The organism is Yoonia sp. 2307UL14-13 (assembly GCF_037572755.1).
Classification (GTDB): domain Bacteria; phylum Pseudomonadota; class Alphaproteobacteria; order Rhodobacterales; family Rhodobacteraceae; genus Yoonia.
This window is the reverse complement of the sequence record NZ_JBBIFZ010000001.1, coordinates 260,598-278,197: the sequence shown is the minus strand read 5'-3', so window position 1 is coordinate 278,197 and position 17,600 is coordinate 260,598. Positions and strand designations below refer to the sequence as shown.

Sequence of the window (17,600 nt, the reverse complement as noted above, 5' to 3'; positions counted from 1 at the left end):
TTCCCGACAATTGCACCAAACGATATGCCACAGCATTGAAAAACCAAAAAAGATGATTAAATACAATAGTGTAACAAGAACTTCGGAGGATAGTCATTGAGATCACGATCACTGCGCGCGCACCGCACATCTTTGCACCAAATACAGTCCAATACCCCTGCGCGAAAACCGATCTTGATCATCCTGCTGCCTGTTCTTTTCTTCATGACCTTTATCCTATCCGATGGCGGGGGACCGCTTTTTGCGCTCAGCGCTTTTGGCTTGATCGCTGCCATATCGATGTCGATCATCAGCGTGTTGCGATATCTTTATCGCATGTTGTCGACGTGGCGAATGCTTGCGTAAGGGCCGCGGCGGATCGTGAAAGTGTCGACGACCCGAAGCAGCGATGCAAACTGAACCAGTCGATCACGCGACCTTTGCGCTGTCAGAACGGCGGTCTCGTGTGGAAAGGAAAGCAACATGCCATTGACCATGAATCGCGAGGTTTTCATCACCTGTGCCGTGACCGGGTCCGGCAGCACGCAAGACCGTTCGCAACACGTCCCACGCTCACCACAGCAGATCGCGGAAAGCGCGATCGATGCAGCCAAGGCCGGCGCGGCGATCGTACATTGCCACGTGCGCGATCCCGAAACGGGGGCGCCATCGCGACGGCTCGACCTTTATCGCGAGGTGACAGAGCGCATCCGCGACGCTGCGGTCGATGTCGTCCTGAACCTCACTGCCGGGATGGGTGGCGATATGGTCTTCGGATCGACCGAGGCGCCATTGCCGGTAAACCGCGAAAGCACCGATATGGTCGGCGCCCACGAACGGATCGCCCACATACGTGATTGCCTGCCAGAGATCTGTACGCTTGATTGCGGCACGATGAACTTTGAAGAGGCCGATTATGTCATGACCAACACGCCGGGCATGTTGCGGGCAATGGGCGGGATGATGACCGAAATGGGCGTGAAGCCCGAGATCGAGGCATTCGATACCGGCCATCTGTGGTTCGCCAAGGAACTGGTGCAAGAAGGCACGATCGCCACACCCGCGCTGGTGCAGCTGTGCATGGGTGTGCCTTGGGGCGCGCCCAACGACCTGAACACGCTGATGGCGATGGTCAACAACGTGCCCGAGGATTGGACGTGGTCGGCATTCTCCCTCGGTCGCGATCAGATGCCCTATGTCGCGGCAGCCGTGCTGGCAGGTGGGAACGTGCGTGTCGGCCTGGAAGACAACCTCTTCCTCGACAGAGGTGTGCTGGCCAGCAATGCCCAACTGGTCGAACGGGCCGTCACGGTGATCGAGAATATGGGCGCCAGGGTCGTCGGACCGCAGGCGGTCCGCGAAAGACTGGGCCTGATCAAACGCGCCCCGGTCACGGCATGAAGGCCGCGATCATCGGCGGCGGCGTCATCGGCGGCGGCTGGGCCGCACGTTTTTTGTTGAACGGTTGGGATGTGGCCCTGTTCGACCCGGATCCAGAGGCCCCGCGCAAGATCGACGAAGTCCTCGCCAATGCGCGGCGCAGCCTGCCCGGGCTTTATGATCGGTCCCTGCCGCATGAAGGGACGCTGACGTTTCATGATGATTTGGCAGAGGCCGTCGCAGACGCAGACTGGATTCAGGAAAGCGTGCCTGAGCGGCTGGATCTCAAACACATGGTCTTCGCGCAAATCACCGCTGCGGCCAAATCGAGTGCTGTCATCGGTTCTTCGACCTCCGGCTTCAAACCATCGGAATTGAACACGGGCGGCACAGGCATCATCGTCGCCCACCCCTTCAACCCCGTGTATCTCTTGCCGCTTGTCGAATTGGTGGGCGATGCCGAAACCTGCATCCGTGCCGCCGATACCCTGCGTGATATCGGCATGTTCCCCCTGCATGTCCGGGCAGAGATCGACGCCCATATCGCCGATCGCCTGCTCGAAGCTGTCTGGCGCGAGGGGTTATGGCTTATCAAGGATGGCATCTGCACGACCGCGGAACTGGACGACGCGATCCGTATGGGCTTTGGCCTGCGTTGGGCGCAGATGGGGATATTCGAAACTTATCGGATCGCCGGTGGCGAAGCGGGGATGAAACACTTCATGGCGCAATTCGGCCCGGCCCTGAAATGGCCCTGGACCAAGCTGATGGATACACCCGAATTGACCGAAGATCTGGTCGACCTGATCGCAGGCCAGTCCGATGATCAATCCGGCCACATGTCGATCCGCGATCTGGAGCGTCTTCGCGACGACAATCTAGTCGGCATGATGCGTGCGCTGAAGTACTCCGGCAATGGCGCGGGTGGCGTGATCGGGGCGCATGAAAACCGCTTGTTTCGCTCGTCCACCGTTACCGTGCCACTTGTCCATACGCGGCAGGTGCCGAACAGTTGGGCCGACTATAACGGTCACATGAACGAAACCCATTATCTTGACGTCGCCTCCAAGGCCAACGACCTGTTCATGGAGATGATCGGCGCCGATGCCGCCTATATTGCGGCAGGCAAAAGCTATTTCACCGTCGAAAACACGATCAAATATCTGGCCGAAGTCCACACAGGCGACCACCTGCGTGTTGAGACACTGTTGACCGACAAGGAAGGCAAGCGCCTTGGTCTGCACCATAACCTCTACCGCGGCGATGGCGAATTGGCCGCAACGGTCGCCTCCCTGATGCTGCACGTGGACTTGACCACACGCAAAACATGCCTGCCGGACCCCACGGTCGCCGAAACTCTGGCCGACCTGACGGTCACCACCCCGCCGGACTAGCGTCATGCCCGGCATCTGCTTTGCTGGCGATCTTATGAAAATCGCGGGCGACCAAAATACGCTCGTCGCAGACGACAGCGAAGGCTCAAACCGACCCGTGTGGTGTTCTGGCGGAGGCTCAGGGATTCGAACCCTGGGGACGCTTTCACGCCCGTCGGTTTTCAAGACCGATGCATTCGACCACTCTGCCAAACCTCCGCGTCCGAACCGTTTATCGGCGTCCGTGCGATTCGAAAAGCCGTTGTCGCAGGCTCCGCTCGGACAACCACCGAACCACCATCGCGAACTTCCGTGGAAATCCGCCGACAAACGGGCCCAAAGACTTCCAAAAACGTATGCACGACGCTATCGTAACGGCCAAATCATGATGTAAAGTCCAAATATTGGGCCGCATAAAATGAGCAGCGCATCATGTGGCACCGAAACAAGGGCTGAAGAACAGTCGAAAACCCTGTAAAAGCAGGGCAATAAGGGGGCGGATGATGACAGGCATCAATCTGGACAACACAGGCATATGGGGACGGTCGCTTTTATTGGTTGCCGGGCTGGCCCTTGCCAGTTGCGATGAAAACGGCGAATTCGCCCTTCCCGGCGGTGACGACGAGGACAGCACGACCGCCGCGGCAAGCTCAGGCACGACCGTGCGGACCACCACCGGCGAAGAAGATGTCGAACGCCCCGACATTTTCGAAGTCACCGATCGCGGCCTGTGGGATGGTCGCCCATCCCTGGGCGGCACATGGGTGGCACACCCCGACGTGCGCGAACCCGAACGCGCCCTGATCCGCAACACCGCCACAGGCGAAACCGTGGTCGGCGCATTGTTCCGGCGCGAACGGGAAAATCCCGGGCCGCTTCTGCAGATTTCATCCGACGCTGCCGAAGAACTCGGGGTTCTGCCGGGTGCGCCGACCGAACTCTACGTCGTTGCCTTGCGGCGTGAAGAAACCGTCACCGAAACATCCGAAGAAAATCCCGTCGTCGCTGACCTGGCGGCACCCGTGAATGTCGAAACCACGGCTCTCGACGGCGCCGCCGATACCGCGACCGATGCGGCCGCAGAAACGGCCAGTGCGGCGACCGCAACCGTCGCCACAGCGGCGATCGGAACGGCAGCGGCAGCAGCCGACGCAGCCACGCCGGACCGGGTAGAGGTTAATCTGCCACCCGCAGAACCGACGGAGGAGCCTGCCGACACCGCAATCCTTGCCACACCCGCCGCCGCATCTGCGAACCTTGACGGGCCACAACTGCAGATCGGCGTCTTCAGCGTGCAGGCCAATGCGGATGCAGCCGCCGATCGTTTACGCGCCGCAAACATCCCCACATCCGTCGTCGCGCAAGAGGTCGGTGGGCGCACCGTCTGGCGCGTCGTTTCCTCGCCCGCCGAAAGTGCTGATGCCGACACGACGCTGACGCGGATCAAGGATCTGGGCTTTGTTGATTCATTCCTTGTGGAAACGGATAGCTAGACCATGCTTTTCTCAGCTCGTATCTTTGCCCTCTGCGCCAGCCTGACCGCGACAGCGGCCCTCGGACAGGGCTTCGACACCAGTGCCGAGGCGGCATATGTCTATGATCAGGGCACAGGCACCGTTCTTCTCGCCAAGAACGAGGACACGCCCCTGCCCCCGGCGTCGATGTCGAAACTGATGACGATCTACATGACGTTCGAGGCCATCGCCGATGGCCGCTTGACCGTTGATGAGGTTCTACCCGTCTCTGCCGAAGCCGCGGCCTATGACGGCTCATCCATGTTTCTCGACACGACAGACCGGGTCAGCGTCGAAGACCTGCTGCGCGGCGTCATCGTGCTGTCCGGCAATGATGCCAGCGCCGTCCTGGCCGAGGCGCTGTCACCCGACGGGACAGAGGCGGGTTTCGCCCGCCTGATGACCCAACGCGCGCAGCAGATGGGTATGATGAACTCCACCTTCGTCAACTCCAACGGCTGGCCTGCCGCCGGGCACCGGATGTCGATGGAAGATCTGGGCATTCTCGCGAACCGCCTGATTACCGACTACCCGACGTTCTACCCGCTTTTCGCGGAAACGGAATTCGCCTTCGACGGTCGGGTTCCTTCCAATTCACGCAACCGAAACCCACTCCTGACGCTGGGCATCGGCGCCGACGGCCTCAAAACCGGGCACACGCAAGAGGCCGGATACGGCCTGACCGGCTCTGCCAAGCAGGGTGACCGGCGCGTGATCTTCGTCATCACCGGGCTGCAAACCCGCGAGGCCCGTGCCGAAGAGGCCGAACGCCTCGTCAACTGGGCCTTCCGCCAATTCGCCGAGAAAGAGGTCGCCACCGCCGGCACCCGGATCGCCGAGGCGGAAATCTGGATGGGCGATGCGCCCACCGTCGGACTGACCGTCGCCGAAGACACGACGCTGCTGGTGCCGGTCCTGAACGAAGGCGGTATCGATGCAGAGGTGGTGTATAGCGGTCCGATCGAGGCACCGATCACTGCAGGTGATCAACTGGCTGAGCTGGTGATCAATCTTGACGGTCTGCCCGAGAAACGCCTGCCGCTTGTCGCGGAAACCGACGTGGCCCGCGGCGGCTTTACGACACGCCTGCGCACCGCAGCCCTAGTCCTTTGGGACAAGTTCGGCCCCGGCGCGGACACAGCCGAAGAGGTGCCGGAAGAAGCATGAAACCCCCGCGTTTCATCACGTTTGAAGGTATCGACGGTTCCGGCAAATCCACTCAGGCAAGACGCTTTGCGCATCACCTGCGCGGCAAGGGACATGAGGTCGTGCTCACCCGCGAACCGGGCGGCAGCCCGGGGGCCGAGGAAATCCGGCAACTCGTCCTGACCGGCGACCCGGATCGGTGGTCCGCCGAGACCGAAATCCTGCTCTTCACCGCCTCCCGCCGCGATCATCTGGAAAAGACGATCGAACCCAGTTTGGCCGCAGGAAAGATCGTCATCAGCGACCGCTTCGCCGACAGCACCCGCATCTACCAAGGCGCCACACGTGGCGATCTGCGCAACATGGTCGATCAACTCCACACGCTGATGATCAAACGCGAGCCCGATCTGACCTTCATCATCGACATGGACCCGGCAACGGCGTTGGAACGCGGCCTCGCCCGAAAATCCGGCGAAGACCGGTTTGAGGATTTCGGACTCCCCTTCCAGGAAACGCTCCGCCACGGTTTCCTCGCCTTGGCCCATGCGCACCCAAACCGCTGCGTCCTGATCGACGGCAACCGCACCGAAGACCAGATCGCCAGCGAAATCGCAGCCCACGCATGAGCGACGACGCGATCCCCGAACCCGATCGGATCGACGGCGCTCCGCATCCGCGCGAGACGGTCATACTCTACGGACAGGATCAGGCGCAACGGGATTTCCTCGACGCCCATGCCTCCGGCCGCCTCCATTCCGGCTGGCTGATCACCGGCCCGCGCGGCGTCGGCAAGGCCACCCTCGCATGGAAAATCGCTGCCTTCCTTCTCTCAGGCGCTGAGGGCAACCTGCTCGACCCAACCCTCGACATACCCCCCGATCACCCCGATGCCCGCCTGATCCAATCCGGCGCCCATCCCCGGCTCGCCCTGATCCGGCGACCATGGGACGATAAGACCAAGAAACTGAAGGCGGATATCACCGTCGATGCCGTCCGCAGCCTGAAAACCTTCTTCCAGATGTCCGCCGCCGATGGCGGACACCGGGTCGTCATCGTGGACGCGGCTGACGAACTCAATCGCAACGCCGCCAACGCCATTCTGAAAGAACTCGAAGAGCCCCCCGCAAACACCACGCTGCTGTTGATCGCGCACCAACCGTCGCGACTTCTGCCAACAATCCGCTCCCGCTGCCGCGTCCTGCGCTGCCAGACCCTCATACCCGATGACCTGCAAAAGGCGCTGACCCAAGCGGGCAACGCGGCGGAAAACTCCGAAAGCCTCGCCACCCTCGCAGGTGGCTCCGCAGGCGACGCGATCCGGCTCCTCAACCATGACGGGCTCCCCCTCTATGCCGAGATCGTCAAACTGATGGGCAGCCTCCCGATCATCGACCGACCCGCTGCCCTCAAACTCGCCGATAGCTGCGCAGGCCGCACCGCCGACACCCGTTTCGGCCTAACCCTCGACCTGATCGACATGTTCCTGTCCCGCACAGCCCGCGCCGGCCTGATCGGCGAACCCGGCGCCCAGGGGGCCCCGGGAGAGGCGCGCCTGCTCGCCCGCCTCTCCCCCGATGACCGCGCCGCGCGGGCCTGGGCGCAGGTACAGCAAGACCTCTCCAACCGCTCCCGCCACGGGCGGGCGGTGAACCTTGACCCTGCCGCGCTGATCCTTGATATGCTTTTCAAGATCGAACAGACGGCGCAAGGTGTCGCCGCAGCGTGAAAGCGGCACAGATGACCCAGCCTGACATCGTGGACAGCCATTGCCATCTGGACTTCCCGGATTTCGACGACGAACGGCCCGCAATCATCCAGCGCGCCCTCGATGCGGGCGTCACCCGGATGGTCACGATCTGCACGAAACTCCGGTTAGAGCCGCAAGTCCGCGCCATCGCCGAGGCCCACGCCCCAGTCTTCTACGCCGCCGGCACCCACCCGATGAGCGCCGCTGACGAACCGCTGGTCAGCACTGACGAACTGATCGCCCTCGCCGGTCACCCCAAATTCGTCGGCATCGGCGAAACCGGGCTCGACTATCACTACACGAGCGAAAGCGCCGACATCCAAAAGCAGTCGCTACGCATCCACATCGACGCAGCCCGCGAAACCAAGCTGCCGCTGATCATCCACGCCCGCGCCGCCGACGATGACATGGCCCAAATCCTCACAGATGAGTTCAAGAACGGCCCCTATACCTGCATCATGCATTGCTTTTCCAGCGGCGCTGATCTTGCCAAAGCTGCTCTCGATCTCGGCTTCTACCTGTCTATGTCCGGCATCGCCGCCTTCCCCAAAAGCCAGGACCTGCGCGACATTTTCGCCGCCGCACCTTTCGACCGCATACTCGTCGAAACCGACAGCCCCTACCTCGCCCCGCCACCCCACCGGGGCAAACGCAACGAACCGGCCTACACAGCCCACACCGCCAAAGTCGGCGCAGAGCTCTTCAACATGGACTACGCCGCCTTCGCCGCGCAAACGACCGCCAATTTCGACCGGCTCTTCTGGAAGGCCGCGCAATGAGCGACACGCTCACCTTCACCATCCTCGGCTGCGGGTCCTCCGGCGGAGTCCCCCGGCTCGGCGGTCTCTGGGGCGAGTGCGACCCCGCCAACCCCAAAAACCACCGACGCCGCTGCTCGCTCCTGATCACCCGGGCGAGCGGAGACAACATCACCCGCGTCCTCATCGACACCTCCCCCGACCTGCGCAGCCAGCTGCTCGACGCCGAGGTCGGCACGCTCGAGGCGGTCGTCTACACGCATGGCCATGCCGACCACGTCCACGGCATCGATGACCTGCGGATGATCGTCTTCAATATGAAGCAGCGGCTGCAGGTCTGGGCGGATGGTGACACGACAAACGACCTGCTCTCCCGCTTCGGCTACGCCTTCGTCCAACCCAAGGGATCGGCCTATCCACCGATCTGCGAACTCAACAACATCGACGGCGATATCACGATAGACGGCACCGCCGGTCCGATCACTCTCACCCCGTTCCAAGTGAACCACGGCCCCATCGACGCCCTTGGCTTCCGGGTAAACGACGTCGCCTACCTCCCCGACGTCTCCGACATTCCCGACGACGCCTGGCCAACGCTCAAAAACCTGGACTGCTGGATCGTCGACGCATTACGCCGCACGCCACACCCGACCCACGCCCATCTGGACAAAACGCTGGAGTGGATCGCCAAGGTCCAACCCAAACAGGCGGTCCTCACCAACATGCACAACGACCTCGACTACGAAACGGTCAAAAACGAAACCCCCGACCACATCCACCCCGCCTATGACGGTATGACCCTCACCTTCCCGGCCTAACCCCACCCCTTCTTTTGTTCAAAAATACCTCTGCCGGAGGCATCCAAAAATATAATGCGGCGCAGCCGCCCATTCGGATCAACCATGGCCGCCCTGATCGACGTCATCCTGCCTGTCTTTATCGTCATCGGCTTCGGCTATCTGGCTGTCTGGAAAGGGTTTTTCAGCGATAGCGGCGTCGACGGGCTGATGAAATTCACCCAAGGTTTCGCCATCCCATGCCTGCTCTTTCGGGCCATCTCCACCCTCGATCTCGGCCAAAACTTCGACGTCGGACTCCTTGGCTCCTTCTACGCGGGCGCCTTCGCTGGCTTTCTGCTCGGCCTGATCGGCGCACGCCTCATCTTCAACCGCCCATGGGAAGACAGCGTCGCCATCGGCTTCTGCTGCCTCTTCTCCAACTCACTCCTCCTCGGCCTGCCCATCACCGAACGGGCCTATGGGGCCACCGCGCTCGAGGCGAACTACGCCATCATCGCGATCCACTCGCCCTTCTGCTACGCCGTCGGCATCACCGCGATGGAAATCGCCCGGAGCCGCGGCGGCAGCCTCCCATCCCTCCCCGGCAAAGTCATCAAGGCGATGTTCCACAACGCGCTGATCATCGGGATCACGCTGGGCTTCATTGTCAACCTGACCGGTCTGCCCCTGCCAAACGTCCTGACCGATGCGCTCGACCTGATCATCCGCGCTGCCCTCCCTGCAGCCCTCTTCGGCCTCGGCGGTGTCCTCTACCGCTACCGGCCCGAGGGCGACATGCGTACGATCCTCTTCGTCGTCACAATCTCGCTGATCATCCATCCAGCCATCGTCATCGGCCTCGGTCACGCCAACGCGCTCACACAAACCGAACTCCGCTCCGCCGTCCTCACCGCCGCCATGGCGCCCGGCATCAATGCCTACATCTTCGCCAATCTCTACGGCACTGCGCGGCGGGTCGCGGCATCAGCGGTCCTCATGGGCACCGGACTCTCGATCCTCACGATCTGGGTCTGGCTGGCGGTCCTACCTTAAACGCCCTCAACCAACACGATCATGCTTTCAGCATTCCTACGCCTGATCTCGGCAACCTCCTGATATCCCAGCGAATAATATAGGGCCTTCGCACTCTCATAATCCGGGAACTCGAACACGACATGCCGGTCAAAGGCCACACCTTCCGGAACCTCCCCTTGACCACCGCGCACCAGCGGACGACCTCCATACGCCTCGATCAATGGCGTATCCCGCACGATGTATTCTTTATACGCCTCCGCATCACGCACGGTGATGTGGGCAATGATGTAACCTTTGGGCATGACGCTCCTCCAAGAACTTTGGTGCGGTCGGGGGGACTCGAACCCCCACGAGTGTTACCTCACAGCGACCTCAACGCTGCGCGTCTACCAATTCCGCCACGACCGCATGTCAAAGCCGAAGTGCTTGGCGGCGTATAGACGACCACATTTCCCCTGCCAAGGGGGAAATCGTGGGCCTTTTCATCCCCTCCCCGCAGCGTTACCTGACAGGCATGGTAGAGTGGATCATCAGCAACGGCTTGATCGATTACGACATGGCGCTGCGCACGATGGAGGCGCGCGTGGCAGGCATCGCCGCAGGCACCGCGAACGAGGCGATCTGGCTGCTCGAACATCCGCCACTCTATACTGCTGGTACCTCCGCCAAGCCCACCGACCTGATCGACCCGCACCGTTTTCCCGTATACGAAGCCCGTCGCGGCGGAGAATACACCTATCACGGCCCGGGGCAGAGGGTCGTCTACGTCATGCTCGATGTCGGCAAACGGGGCCGCGATGTGCGTAGATTTGTCCAGGACCTCGAACACTGGGTGATCGCTACGCTCGACACATTCAACGTCAAAGGCGAAATCCGCGACGGTCGCGTCGGCGTCTGGGTCGAACGACCCGAGAAACTACGCCAACCTGACGGAACCCTCGCAGAAGACAAGATCGCCGCGATCGGCATCCGCCTGCGCAAATGGGTCAGCTTCCACGGACTATCGATAAACGTCGATCCTGATCTCAGCCATTTCGACGGAATCGTACCCTGCGGAATCAGCGATCACGGGGTGACGTCGCTGGTCAGTCTGGGGCTGCCGGTGACGATGAACGACCTTGACGTCGCGCTCAGGCAAGCCTTTGAAAGCACAATGGGAAATGTCCCGACCACGGCCTGACCGACCGCGATCATTGCGAAAACACACGCTTTCTGGCATACTGCATCCATTATCAAGACTATTATTTTCAATATTCATTTTTCAGAAAGGCCATTTCCATGACCAATGAAGAAATGCAGCAAATCGCCCAACGTGTCGCCACCAGCGTCGTCAGCGAGCTTGGCGGATCCGGCGCCGGCAGCCCCGTCAGCGGTACGGTCGGCGAATTCACCATCGGTGACGAAGACGCCTCCTGCTTCACCTGCAGCGGTCGTTTCCGCTGCCGTCCCAGCTTCCTGATCCAGGCCGAAACCGCCTGATCCCGTTCATCCCGCGTCCGCGCGGGATGATACCTGACATCTATACACAGGAGGCCACGATGCTCGACATCGGCAATGTGGAGGATATCCTCACATCCCAACTGCCCACTGCCCTGCAATCCGGCAAGACCGGCTGCCAGGACATGGCGAAACTGCTCGCCCGCAATTCCGACCTGCCACAGGACAACCTTGACGCGCTCTTGTTCGAGGCCGTCGCACAGGTCAACGACACGCTCTTCCCCGCCATTTCTCAGATCGAGATGGTCTATACCGAAGGCTGCAACCTCGCCTGCACCTATTGTTTTGAAAAGGACATGCTGGGCCACCGACGGATGCCCGAAGAGGTCGCGAAGAAAGCCGTCGACCTGCTGTTTCGCTATGCGAAGAACGAACAGGAACTCCACATCGCCCATTTCGGGGGCGAACCGCTGGTCAATTTCCGGGCCGTCAAAATGACAACCGAATATGCCGAAGAAAAGGCGCGTGAAACGGGCAAAAAGGTCTGTTTCAACATGACCACCAACGGCACGCTCATCAACGATCACATCGCCCAATACTGCGCCGACCACAACATCATGGTCATGGTCAGCCTCGACGGGCTACAGGAAGCCAATGACCGCTTCCGCATCGACAAGAAAGGGCGCGGCACCTTCGACCGGGCCTTCGCGGGGCTGATGAAACTCGCCGGATATCAGGACTGGGTCGGCGTTAAGATGACGGTCATGCCCGGCAACTGCGACAAGCTGCTGGACGACGTCAAATTTCTGCATGATGCGGGCGTCAACCAGTTCACCATCGGCTACGCCACCGGTGTGGACTGGCCCGAGGACGAACGCCGCGCCTACGTCACCAACCTCGAAAAGCTGCATCATTGGTACATGGCCCACCGCGACGGCCCGCTGCTGGTGACGGAATTCGAGGAAGAAGACCCCGGGCCTAGCTATTTCGGCTGCCAGGCCGGGCGATCATCGGTCTCGATCACAGTCGACGGCGAAGTCTCCCCCTGCTCCAAGGTACTCGCCATGGACAAAACCCACCTGCTCGCCCGGCTGGGCGACGTCACCCATGGGCTCTACGAGTTGAAGAACCGGGTCGATCTCGTCGGCTGCGGCAAACTGAAAACCGCCTGTGGCGCACAAGGGATTGACGACAGCTATCAAGGTGGCTGCTTCGCCACGAACTACGAGGCCAACGGCGATCTCTACCACCCCAACGCCACCGACCACGATTTCAGCTTGCGGCTCCGCAACAGCTGCGCGGGCTGTGCGGCAGCGGGATAACCGCGCGAAGCGCATCACACCTGCGCGCGCAACAACTGCGCCAGGCCAGGATGAGGAAAACGGCGCGGCATGGTGACGGCGAAGAACGGCTCGACAATGCCAAGGTCGAACGGCGCCGTCGCCAACAGACCGCTTGCCACCTCGTCCGCCACCACGACCGGCGGCGCAATGGCAAGCCCGACACCTTCGCGCGCCAGCAGGCGGACCATCGCCATATCATCGACATCCGCCACGATCCGCGGGGTCAGGCCAAGCCCCGCGACAAGGTTTTCGAACCCCGCCCGGATGACGCTTTCCGTCGGCAGGATCACCGGCGCATGGATCAGCAGATCAGCCAGGGTCGGATGATCCAGCAATTCCGGCACCCCGTGAATCGCGACCGGCTGCTCGGCGATGCGTTGCGCGGCAAAGTCGCCCTCGGCCTCCGGGACTTGCGTCGTCAGGACCACATCCAAAGACAGCGCCTGCAAATCCGCCATCAAGACGCCCATGCTCCCCGATTTCAGCGAAACACGGGCCGCCTGGTCCGCCAGCAGCGGACGTAGAAACCGCAACTGAAAATTCCGGGATAACGTGGACAGCGCCCCGACGCGCAATGGCGGTGCGCCCGCATTGCTCCGCTGTAGGGTCGCCAGCAACTCGTCACCCGCGCTGAAAATCCGCTCTGCATGATCCAGCGCGATCCGCCCGGCCTCGGTCAGGACCAGCGTGCGCCCCACCCTGTCGAACAAGGCCTGACCCAACGCTTCTTCCAACTGTTTAATCTGCACCGATAACGCGGATTGGGACACATTCATGCGTTCAGCCGTGCGGCCCAAATGCCCCTCCTGCGCGACGGCGCGAAAGTATCGCAGATGGTGATAATTCAAATTCATTCGCTTTTATAGAATATAATATAATAAAAGATATATTTTTCTTCTTATGCCCGCACCGCTACATCAGCCGAAACCCATTAGCGGAGCCCGGCCATGGACATTCTCGCCACCATCGCGACGACGATCCTCGAACAAATGCAAAAGCCCACGCTGTCATTCCTGATCGCTGGGATGATGTTGGCGGCCCTCGGTAGCCGCTTCGAGGTGCCAGAGCCGGTCTACAAATTCATCGTCATCGTCCTTTTGCTGAAGGTCGGGATGAATGCCGGCATCTCAATTCGCGACGCGGACCTGATGTCACTCCTCGTGCCGGGGATCGGCGCCTGCCTGGTCGGGATCGGCATTGTCCTGATCGGCAGCCGCACGCTGGCGCGGCTGAAGGGCGTGTCAGAGATCGACGGTCTGGCCACTGCAGGCCTCTTCGGCGCTGTGTCGGCCTCCACCCTCGCTGCTGGTATGGCGATCCTCGATGACGAAGGGGTCGCCTACGAAGGTTTCATCGGCGCGCTTTACCCCTTCATGGACATCGCCGCGCTAGTCACAGCCATCACCATGGCGAAACTCAGTGCAGCGCGGAAAACCGCAACGAACGTGACCATCAATGCAGGTGGCACGATGACCGCTGGCGGCCCACGCCGGGCACCTGCTGAAGACACAAACATGATCCGCGACATCCTTGTCGAGACACTGCGCAGCCCCGCCATCTCGGCCCTTCTGGCCGGCCTCGCCCTTGGCATCCTCGCGCGGCCCGAAACCGTCTATGCCAGCTTCTACGAACCGCTCTTCCGCGGCCTCCTGTCGATCCTGATGCTGATCATGGGGATGGAGGCCTGGGCACGCTTCGCCGAACTGCGCAAGGTCGCGCATGCCTATATCCTCTACGGGATCACCGCCCCGATCCTGCATGGCCTGCTGGGGTTCGGCGTCGGCATGATCGCCCACGAACTGACCGGTTTCTCTGCAGGTGGCGTTATCCTGCTCGCGGTAATGGCGGCGTCAAGCTCGGACATCTCCGGCCCGCCCACGATCCGGGCCGCCTTGCCCGAGGCGAATTCCTCGGCCTATGTCGGCACGTCCACGGGGCTGGGCACGCCAATCGCCATTCTCAGTATCCCGCTGTTCATCGCGCTGGCCGAGGTGTTCATCAGGCTATGACCGGGCAGCGCCCCGAATTCCAGGCATAGATCACAGGGACAACAAGGCTCGACGACTGTCAGCTATCCGCCAACCCCTCATGAAACTCCGCAACCAATGATGCGACCACGGCCTGCAATGCAGCGTGGTCGCTTTCACCCGTCTCAAGCGCCTTGTACCGCACCGCGCGCTGACGATCCGCACTGCTGCCTTCCGCCACAATGCGCCGGGCGGCGCCGACCTCGGCCACGCAATCCAGCGCTTCGGCATCCTCGGCAATCAGGCCCAGCAAATCATCGATGGCCGTCTCAAACGAAATCAGCTCTTTCCGCCCGAAATCGATCTGCCCCTCGGTCACGCCGTACCTTTGCGCGCGCCAGCGGTTTTCGCTGATCATGAAGTTATCGATCACACGCCAGCCATCACCATCCTGCCCCAAGCGCCATACCATCCGGGTCAGGCACTGGATCAACGCGGCCAGGGTCAGCGTATCCTCCAGCCGCGGGGTCACGTCACAAATGCGAAACTCGATCGTCGGGAAGCGTGCCGATGGGCGCAGATCCCACCAGATTTTCGAACTGTCCTCGATCAAGTCCAGATCAATCAGCGTCTCGACGGTCGATGCGAAATCGGCCCAATTCGTCATCTGCGGCGGCAGACCGGTGCGGGGAAGATTGTCAAAGACGCTCAGGCGATAGGAATGCAGCCCCGTATCCTGGCCCTGCCAATAAGGCGAAGACGTCGACAACGCATGAAGATGCGGCAAGAAGTATTTGAGCTGATTGACTAAATCGATCCGCATGTCCTTGTCCGGAATACCTACATGGACATGCATCCCGCAAATCAGCATACGGCGCGCGACACCCGCCAGATCGCGGTAAAGAGCCTTATAACGGTCCTTGTCGGTATGATGCTGATCTTTCCAGTCCCCAAACGGGTGGCACGAAGCCGCAATCGGGGCCAAGCCATGATCGGCGGCATGCCGCGCCACAGTGCGGCGCAAATGCTGCAAATCGGCCCGCGCCTCGGCGATGGTCGCGCAAACGCCCGTCCCGATCTCGATCTGGCATTCCAGGAATTCCGGGCTGACCTTGCCCTCCAGATCGGTCTTGCAAGCGTCCATCAATGCATCCGGTGCCGCGGCCAACGCCCCTGTCTGGCGATCCACCAGCAGATATTCTTCTTCGATACCAATGGTGAAGGCCGGTTCGTCCTGCGCCAAAAGCCAATCCTTTCAATCGCCTGCAGGCAACAAAGCAGGTCCCCCGCGACCTGACAAGGGTCGCAAACCTGCGCCAATTTAACCCAGCGCAAAATCAGCATCCTTTGTTGCCCCCGCACGGGCGAGTGGCTAGAAGCGTCGCAAAGATGGGAATCCGTCCACGGACGATCCCAATGTAGCCATCACGAGGGAGAGCCACATGGCAGACGCAGCCATCCACGGCGAAGAGCATCACGACGAACGCGGGTTCTTCACCCGCTGGTTCATGTCCACCAATCATAAAGACATCGGTATTCTCTACCTCTGGGTGGCCGGTGTACTTGGTTTCATCTCGGTGGCCTTCACCGTCTACATGCGGATGGAACTCATGAATCCCGGCGTGCAGTACATGTGCGCTGAAGGGGCACGGTTCTTTGCCGCCGCACCGGGTGAATGTACGCCGAACGGGCACCTCTGGAACGTCATGATCACCTATCACGGCGTTCTGATGATGTTCTTTGTCGTCATCCCTGCGCTGTTCGGTGGCTTTGGCAACTACTTCATGCCATTGCAGATCGGTGCGCCCGACATGGCGTTCCCGCGCCTGAACAACCTGTCTTTCTGGATGTTCGTAGCCGGTGCATCGCTCGGCGTGGCCTCCATGCTGGCCCCCGGCGGCAATGGTCAGCTGGGCTCGGGCGTCGGCTGGGTGCTTTACCCGCCGCTGTCCACGTCCGAAGGCGGGATGTCCATGGACCTCGCCATCTTCGCGGTGCACCTGTCCGGCGCGTCCTCGATCCTCGGCGCGATCAACATGATCACCACCTTCCTGAACATGCGCGCGCCCGGCATGACGCTGCACAAGGTGCCGCTTTTCGCATGGTCGATCTTTGTGACCGCATGGCTGATCCTTCTCGCCCTGCCCGTTCTGGCCGGCGCGATCACCATGCTGCTGACCGACCGGAATTTCGGCACGACCTTCTTCCAGCCCGAAGGTGGCGGTGACCCGATCCTGTATCAGCACATCCTGTGGTTCTTCGGCCACCCCGAGGTTTACATCATCATCATCCCCGGCTTCGGCATCATCAGCCACGTGATCGCCACGTTCAGCCGCAAGCCGATTTTCGGCTACCTGCCGATGGTCTACGCGATGGTCGCGATCGGTGTGCTGGGTTTCGTCGTCTGGGCGCACCACATGTATACTGTGGGTATGTCGCTGACGCAGCAGTCCTACTTCATGCTGGCGACGATGGTCATCGCGGTGCCGACGGGTGTTAAGATCTTCAGCTGGATCGCAACGATGTGGGGCGGCTCGGTCGAATTCAAGACACCCATGCTCTGGGCCTTCGGCTTCCTGTTCCTCTTCACCGTCGGTGGGGTCACGGGCATCGTGCTGTCACAGGCCGCCGTCGACCGGGTGTATCACGACACGTACTATGTCGTCGCCCACTTCCACTATGTGATGTCGCTGGGCGCGGTGTTCGCCATCTTCGCAGGGATCTACTTCTACCTGCCCAAGATGTCGGGCCGCATGTATCCCGAATGGGCGGGTAAGCTGCACTTTTGGGCCATGTTCATCGGTGCCAACATCACCTTCTTCCCACAGCACTTCCTCGGGCGGCAGGGTATGCCACGGCGCTATATCGACTATCCCGACGCCTTCGCGACGTGGAACTACGTATCAAGCCTCGGCGCTTTCCTGTCTTTCGCATCGTTCCTGTTCTTCATCGGTGTGCTTTTCTACACGCTACTGAAAGGCAAGCGTGTGACCGAGAACAACCCATGGAACGAATATGCCGACACGCTGGAATGGACACTGCCATCCCCACCGCCCGAGCATACATTCGAAACCCTGCCCAAGCAGGAAGACTGGGACAAGCAACCGTCTCATTGACAGACAATACCGAAATACCGAAGAAT

General features: G+C 61.1%; 17 protein-coding genes and 2 tRNA genes. 14 read left to right on the top strand and 5 right to left on the bottom strand.

Features of this window, described 5'->3' with window-relative positions; all coding sequences use genetic code 11:
• Positions 1 to 462: 462 nt before the first annotated feature.
• Both V8J85_RS01495 and V8J85_RS01490 read left to right on the top strand, forming a co-directional pair.
• Positions 463 to 1,380, top strand: a complete 918-nt coding sequence (locus V8J85_RS01495) for a 3-keto-5-aminohexanoate cleavage protein (RefSeq protein WP_339951516.1) — start codon at positions 463 to 465, stop codon at positions 1,378 to 1,380.
• Positions 1,377 to 2,753, top strand: a complete 1,377-nt coding sequence (locus V8J85_RS01490) for a carnitine 3-dehydrogenase (RefSeq protein WP_339951514.1) — start codon at positions 1,377 to 1,379, stop codon at positions 2,751 to 2,753. The genes V8J85_RS01495 and V8J85_RS01490 overlap by 4 nt, the downstream gene beginning before the upstream one ends.
• 108 nt (positions 2,754 to 2,861) lie before the next feature.
• On the opposite strand, the gene V8J85_RS01485 is transcribed toward V8J85_RS01490, so the two are convergent.
• Positions 2,862 to 2,951: transfer RNA gene (locus V8J85_RS01485), tRNA-Ser, on the bottom strand.
• A gap of 281 nt (positions 2,952 to 3,232) precedes the next feature.
• On the opposite strand from V8J85_RS01485, the gene V8J85_RS01480 reads away from it, so the two are divergent.
• The 7 genes from V8J85_RS01480 to V8J85_RS01450 all read left to right on the top strand — a co-directional run bounded on the left by V8J85_RS01480 (position 3,233) and on the right by V8J85_RS01450 (position 9,729).
• Positions 3,233 to 4,225, top strand: coding sequence for an SPOR domain-containing protein (locus V8J85_RS01480; protein ID WP_339951512.1), 993 nt, complete (start codon positions 3,233 to 3,235; stop codon positions 4,223 to 4,225).
• A 3-nt stretch (positions 4,226 to 4,228) separates the two neighbouring features.
• On the top strand, positions 4,229 to 5,413 hold the full coding sequence (locus V8J85_RS01475; RefSeq protein WP_339951510.1) for a D-alanyl-D-alanine carboxypeptidase family protein: 1,185 nt from the start codon (positions 4,229 to 4,231) through the stop codon (positions 5,411 to 5,413).
• Positions 5,410 to 6,018: a dTMP kinase gene (gene tmk, locus V8J85_RS01470; RefSeq protein WP_339951508.1), complete on the top strand. Its 609-nt coding sequence runs from the start codon at positions 5,410 to 5,412 to the stop codon at positions 6,016 to 6,018. The genes V8J85_RS01475 and tmk overlap by 4 nt, the downstream gene beginning before the upstream one ends.
• Positions 6,015 to 7,118 carry a DNA polymerase III subunit delta' gene (locus V8J85_RS01465; protein WP_339951506.1) on the top strand — a complete coding sequence of 368 codons (1,104 nt, stop codon included), beginning with the start codon at positions 6,015 to 6,017 and terminating at the stop codon, positions 7,116 to 7,118. The genes tmk and V8J85_RS01465 overlap by 4 nt, the downstream gene beginning before the upstream one ends.
• An 11-nt stretch (positions 7,119 to 7,129) precedes the next feature.
• A complete protein-coding gene (locus V8J85_RS01460) occupies positions 7,130 to 7,918 on the top strand; it encodes a TatD family hydrolase (protein WP_339951504.1) in 789 nt (262 codons plus the stop codon).
• Positions 7,915 to 8,715 carry an MBL fold metallo-hydrolase gene (locus V8J85_RS01455; protein ID WP_339951502.1) on the top strand — a complete coding sequence of 267 codons (801 nt, stop codon included), beginning with the start codon at positions 7,915 to 7,917 and terminating at the stop codon, positions 8,713 to 8,715. The genes V8J85_RS01460 and V8J85_RS01455 overlap by 4 nt, the downstream gene beginning before the upstream one ends.
• Positions 8,716 to 8,799: 84 nt before the next feature.
• A complete protein-coding gene (locus tag V8J85_RS01450; RefSeq protein WP_339951500.1) occupies positions 8,800 to 9,729 on the top strand; it encodes an AEC family transporter in 930 nt (309 codons plus the stop codon).
• On the opposite strand, the gene V8J85_RS01445 is transcribed toward V8J85_RS01450, so the two are convergent.
• Both V8J85_RS01445 and V8J85_RS01440 read right to left on the bottom strand, forming a co-directional pair.
• A complete protein-coding gene (locus tag V8J85_RS01445; protein ID WP_339951498.1) occupies positions 9,726 to 10,013 on the bottom strand; it encodes a DUF1330 domain-containing protein in 288 nt (95 codons plus the stop codon). The genes V8J85_RS01450 and V8J85_RS01445 overlap by 4 nt on opposite strands.
• 19 nt (positions 10,014 to 10,032) lie before the next feature.
• Positions 10,033 to 10,119 (bottom strand) — tRNA-Leu (locus V8J85_RS01440).
• Between the two features lie 106 nt (positions 10,120 to 10,225).
• On the opposite strand from V8J85_RS01440, the gene lipB reads away from it, so the two are divergent.
• From lipB to V8J85_RS01425, 3 genes are all read left to right on the top strand, one after another.
• Positions 10,226 to 10,891 carry a lipoyl(octanoyl) transferase LipB gene (gene lipB / locus V8J85_RS01435; RefSeq protein ID WP_339953049.1) on the top strand — a complete coding sequence of 222 codons (666 nt, stop codon included), beginning with the start codon at positions 10,226 to 10,228 and terminating at the stop codon, positions 10,889 to 10,891.
• 98 nt (positions 10,892 to 10,989) lie between these two features.
• Positions 10,990 to 11,190 (top strand): hypothetical protein, encoded by a 201-nt coding sequence (locus V8J85_RS01430; protein ID WP_339951496.1) that lies wholly within the window; start codon positions 10,990 to 10,992, stop codon positions 11,188 to 11,190.
• 59 nt (positions 11,191 to 11,249) lie between these two features.
• Complete coding sequence (locus V8J85_RS01425; RefSeq protein WP_339951494.1) at positions 11,250 to 12,470, top strand: radical SAM protein; 1,221 nt, start codon at positions 11,250 to 11,252, stop codon at positions 12,468 to 12,470.
• A 14-nt stretch (positions 12,471 to 12,484) separates the two neighbouring features.
• Here the strand turns inward: V8J85_RS01425 and V8J85_RS01420 are convergent, their stop codons facing one another.
• On the bottom strand, positions 12,485 to 13,345 hold the full coding sequence (locus V8J85_RS01420) for a LysR family transcriptional regulator (RefSeq protein WP_339951492.1): 861 nt from the start codon (positions 13,343 to 13,345) through the stop codon (positions 12,485 to 12,487).
• Between the two features lie 93 nt (positions 13,346 to 13,438).
• Here V8J85_RS01420 and V8J85_RS01415 point away from each other — a divergent pair, with 93 nt between their 5' ends.
• The gene (locus V8J85_RS01415) at positions 13,439 to 14,500 is read left to right on the top strand and encodes a sodium-dependent bicarbonate transport family permease (RefSeq protein ID WP_339951490.1); all 1,062 of its coding nucleotides are present in this window, start codon (positions 13,439 to 13,441) and stop codon (positions 14,498 to 14,500) included.
• A gap of 58 nt (positions 14,501 to 14,558) precedes the next feature.
• Here the strand turns inward: V8J85_RS01415 and V8J85_RS01410 are convergent, their stop codons facing one another.
• Positions 14,559 to 15,701: a carboxylate-amine ligase gene (locus V8J85_RS01410; RefSeq protein ID WP_339951488.1), complete on the bottom strand. Its 1,143-nt coding sequence runs from the start codon at positions 15,699 to 15,701 to the stop codon at positions 14,559 to 14,561.
• Positions 15,702 to 15,900: 199 nt separating this feature from the next.
• On the opposite strand from V8J85_RS01410, the gene ctaD reads away from it, so the two are divergent.
• Positions 15,901 to 17,574, top strand: coding sequence for a cytochrome c oxidase subunit I (ctaD, locus tag V8J85_RS01405; RefSeq protein ID WP_339951486.1), 1,674 nt, complete (start codon positions 15,901 to 15,903; stop codon positions 17,572 to 17,574).
• The last annotated feature ends 26 nt before the right edge of the window (positions 17,575 to 17,600 follow it).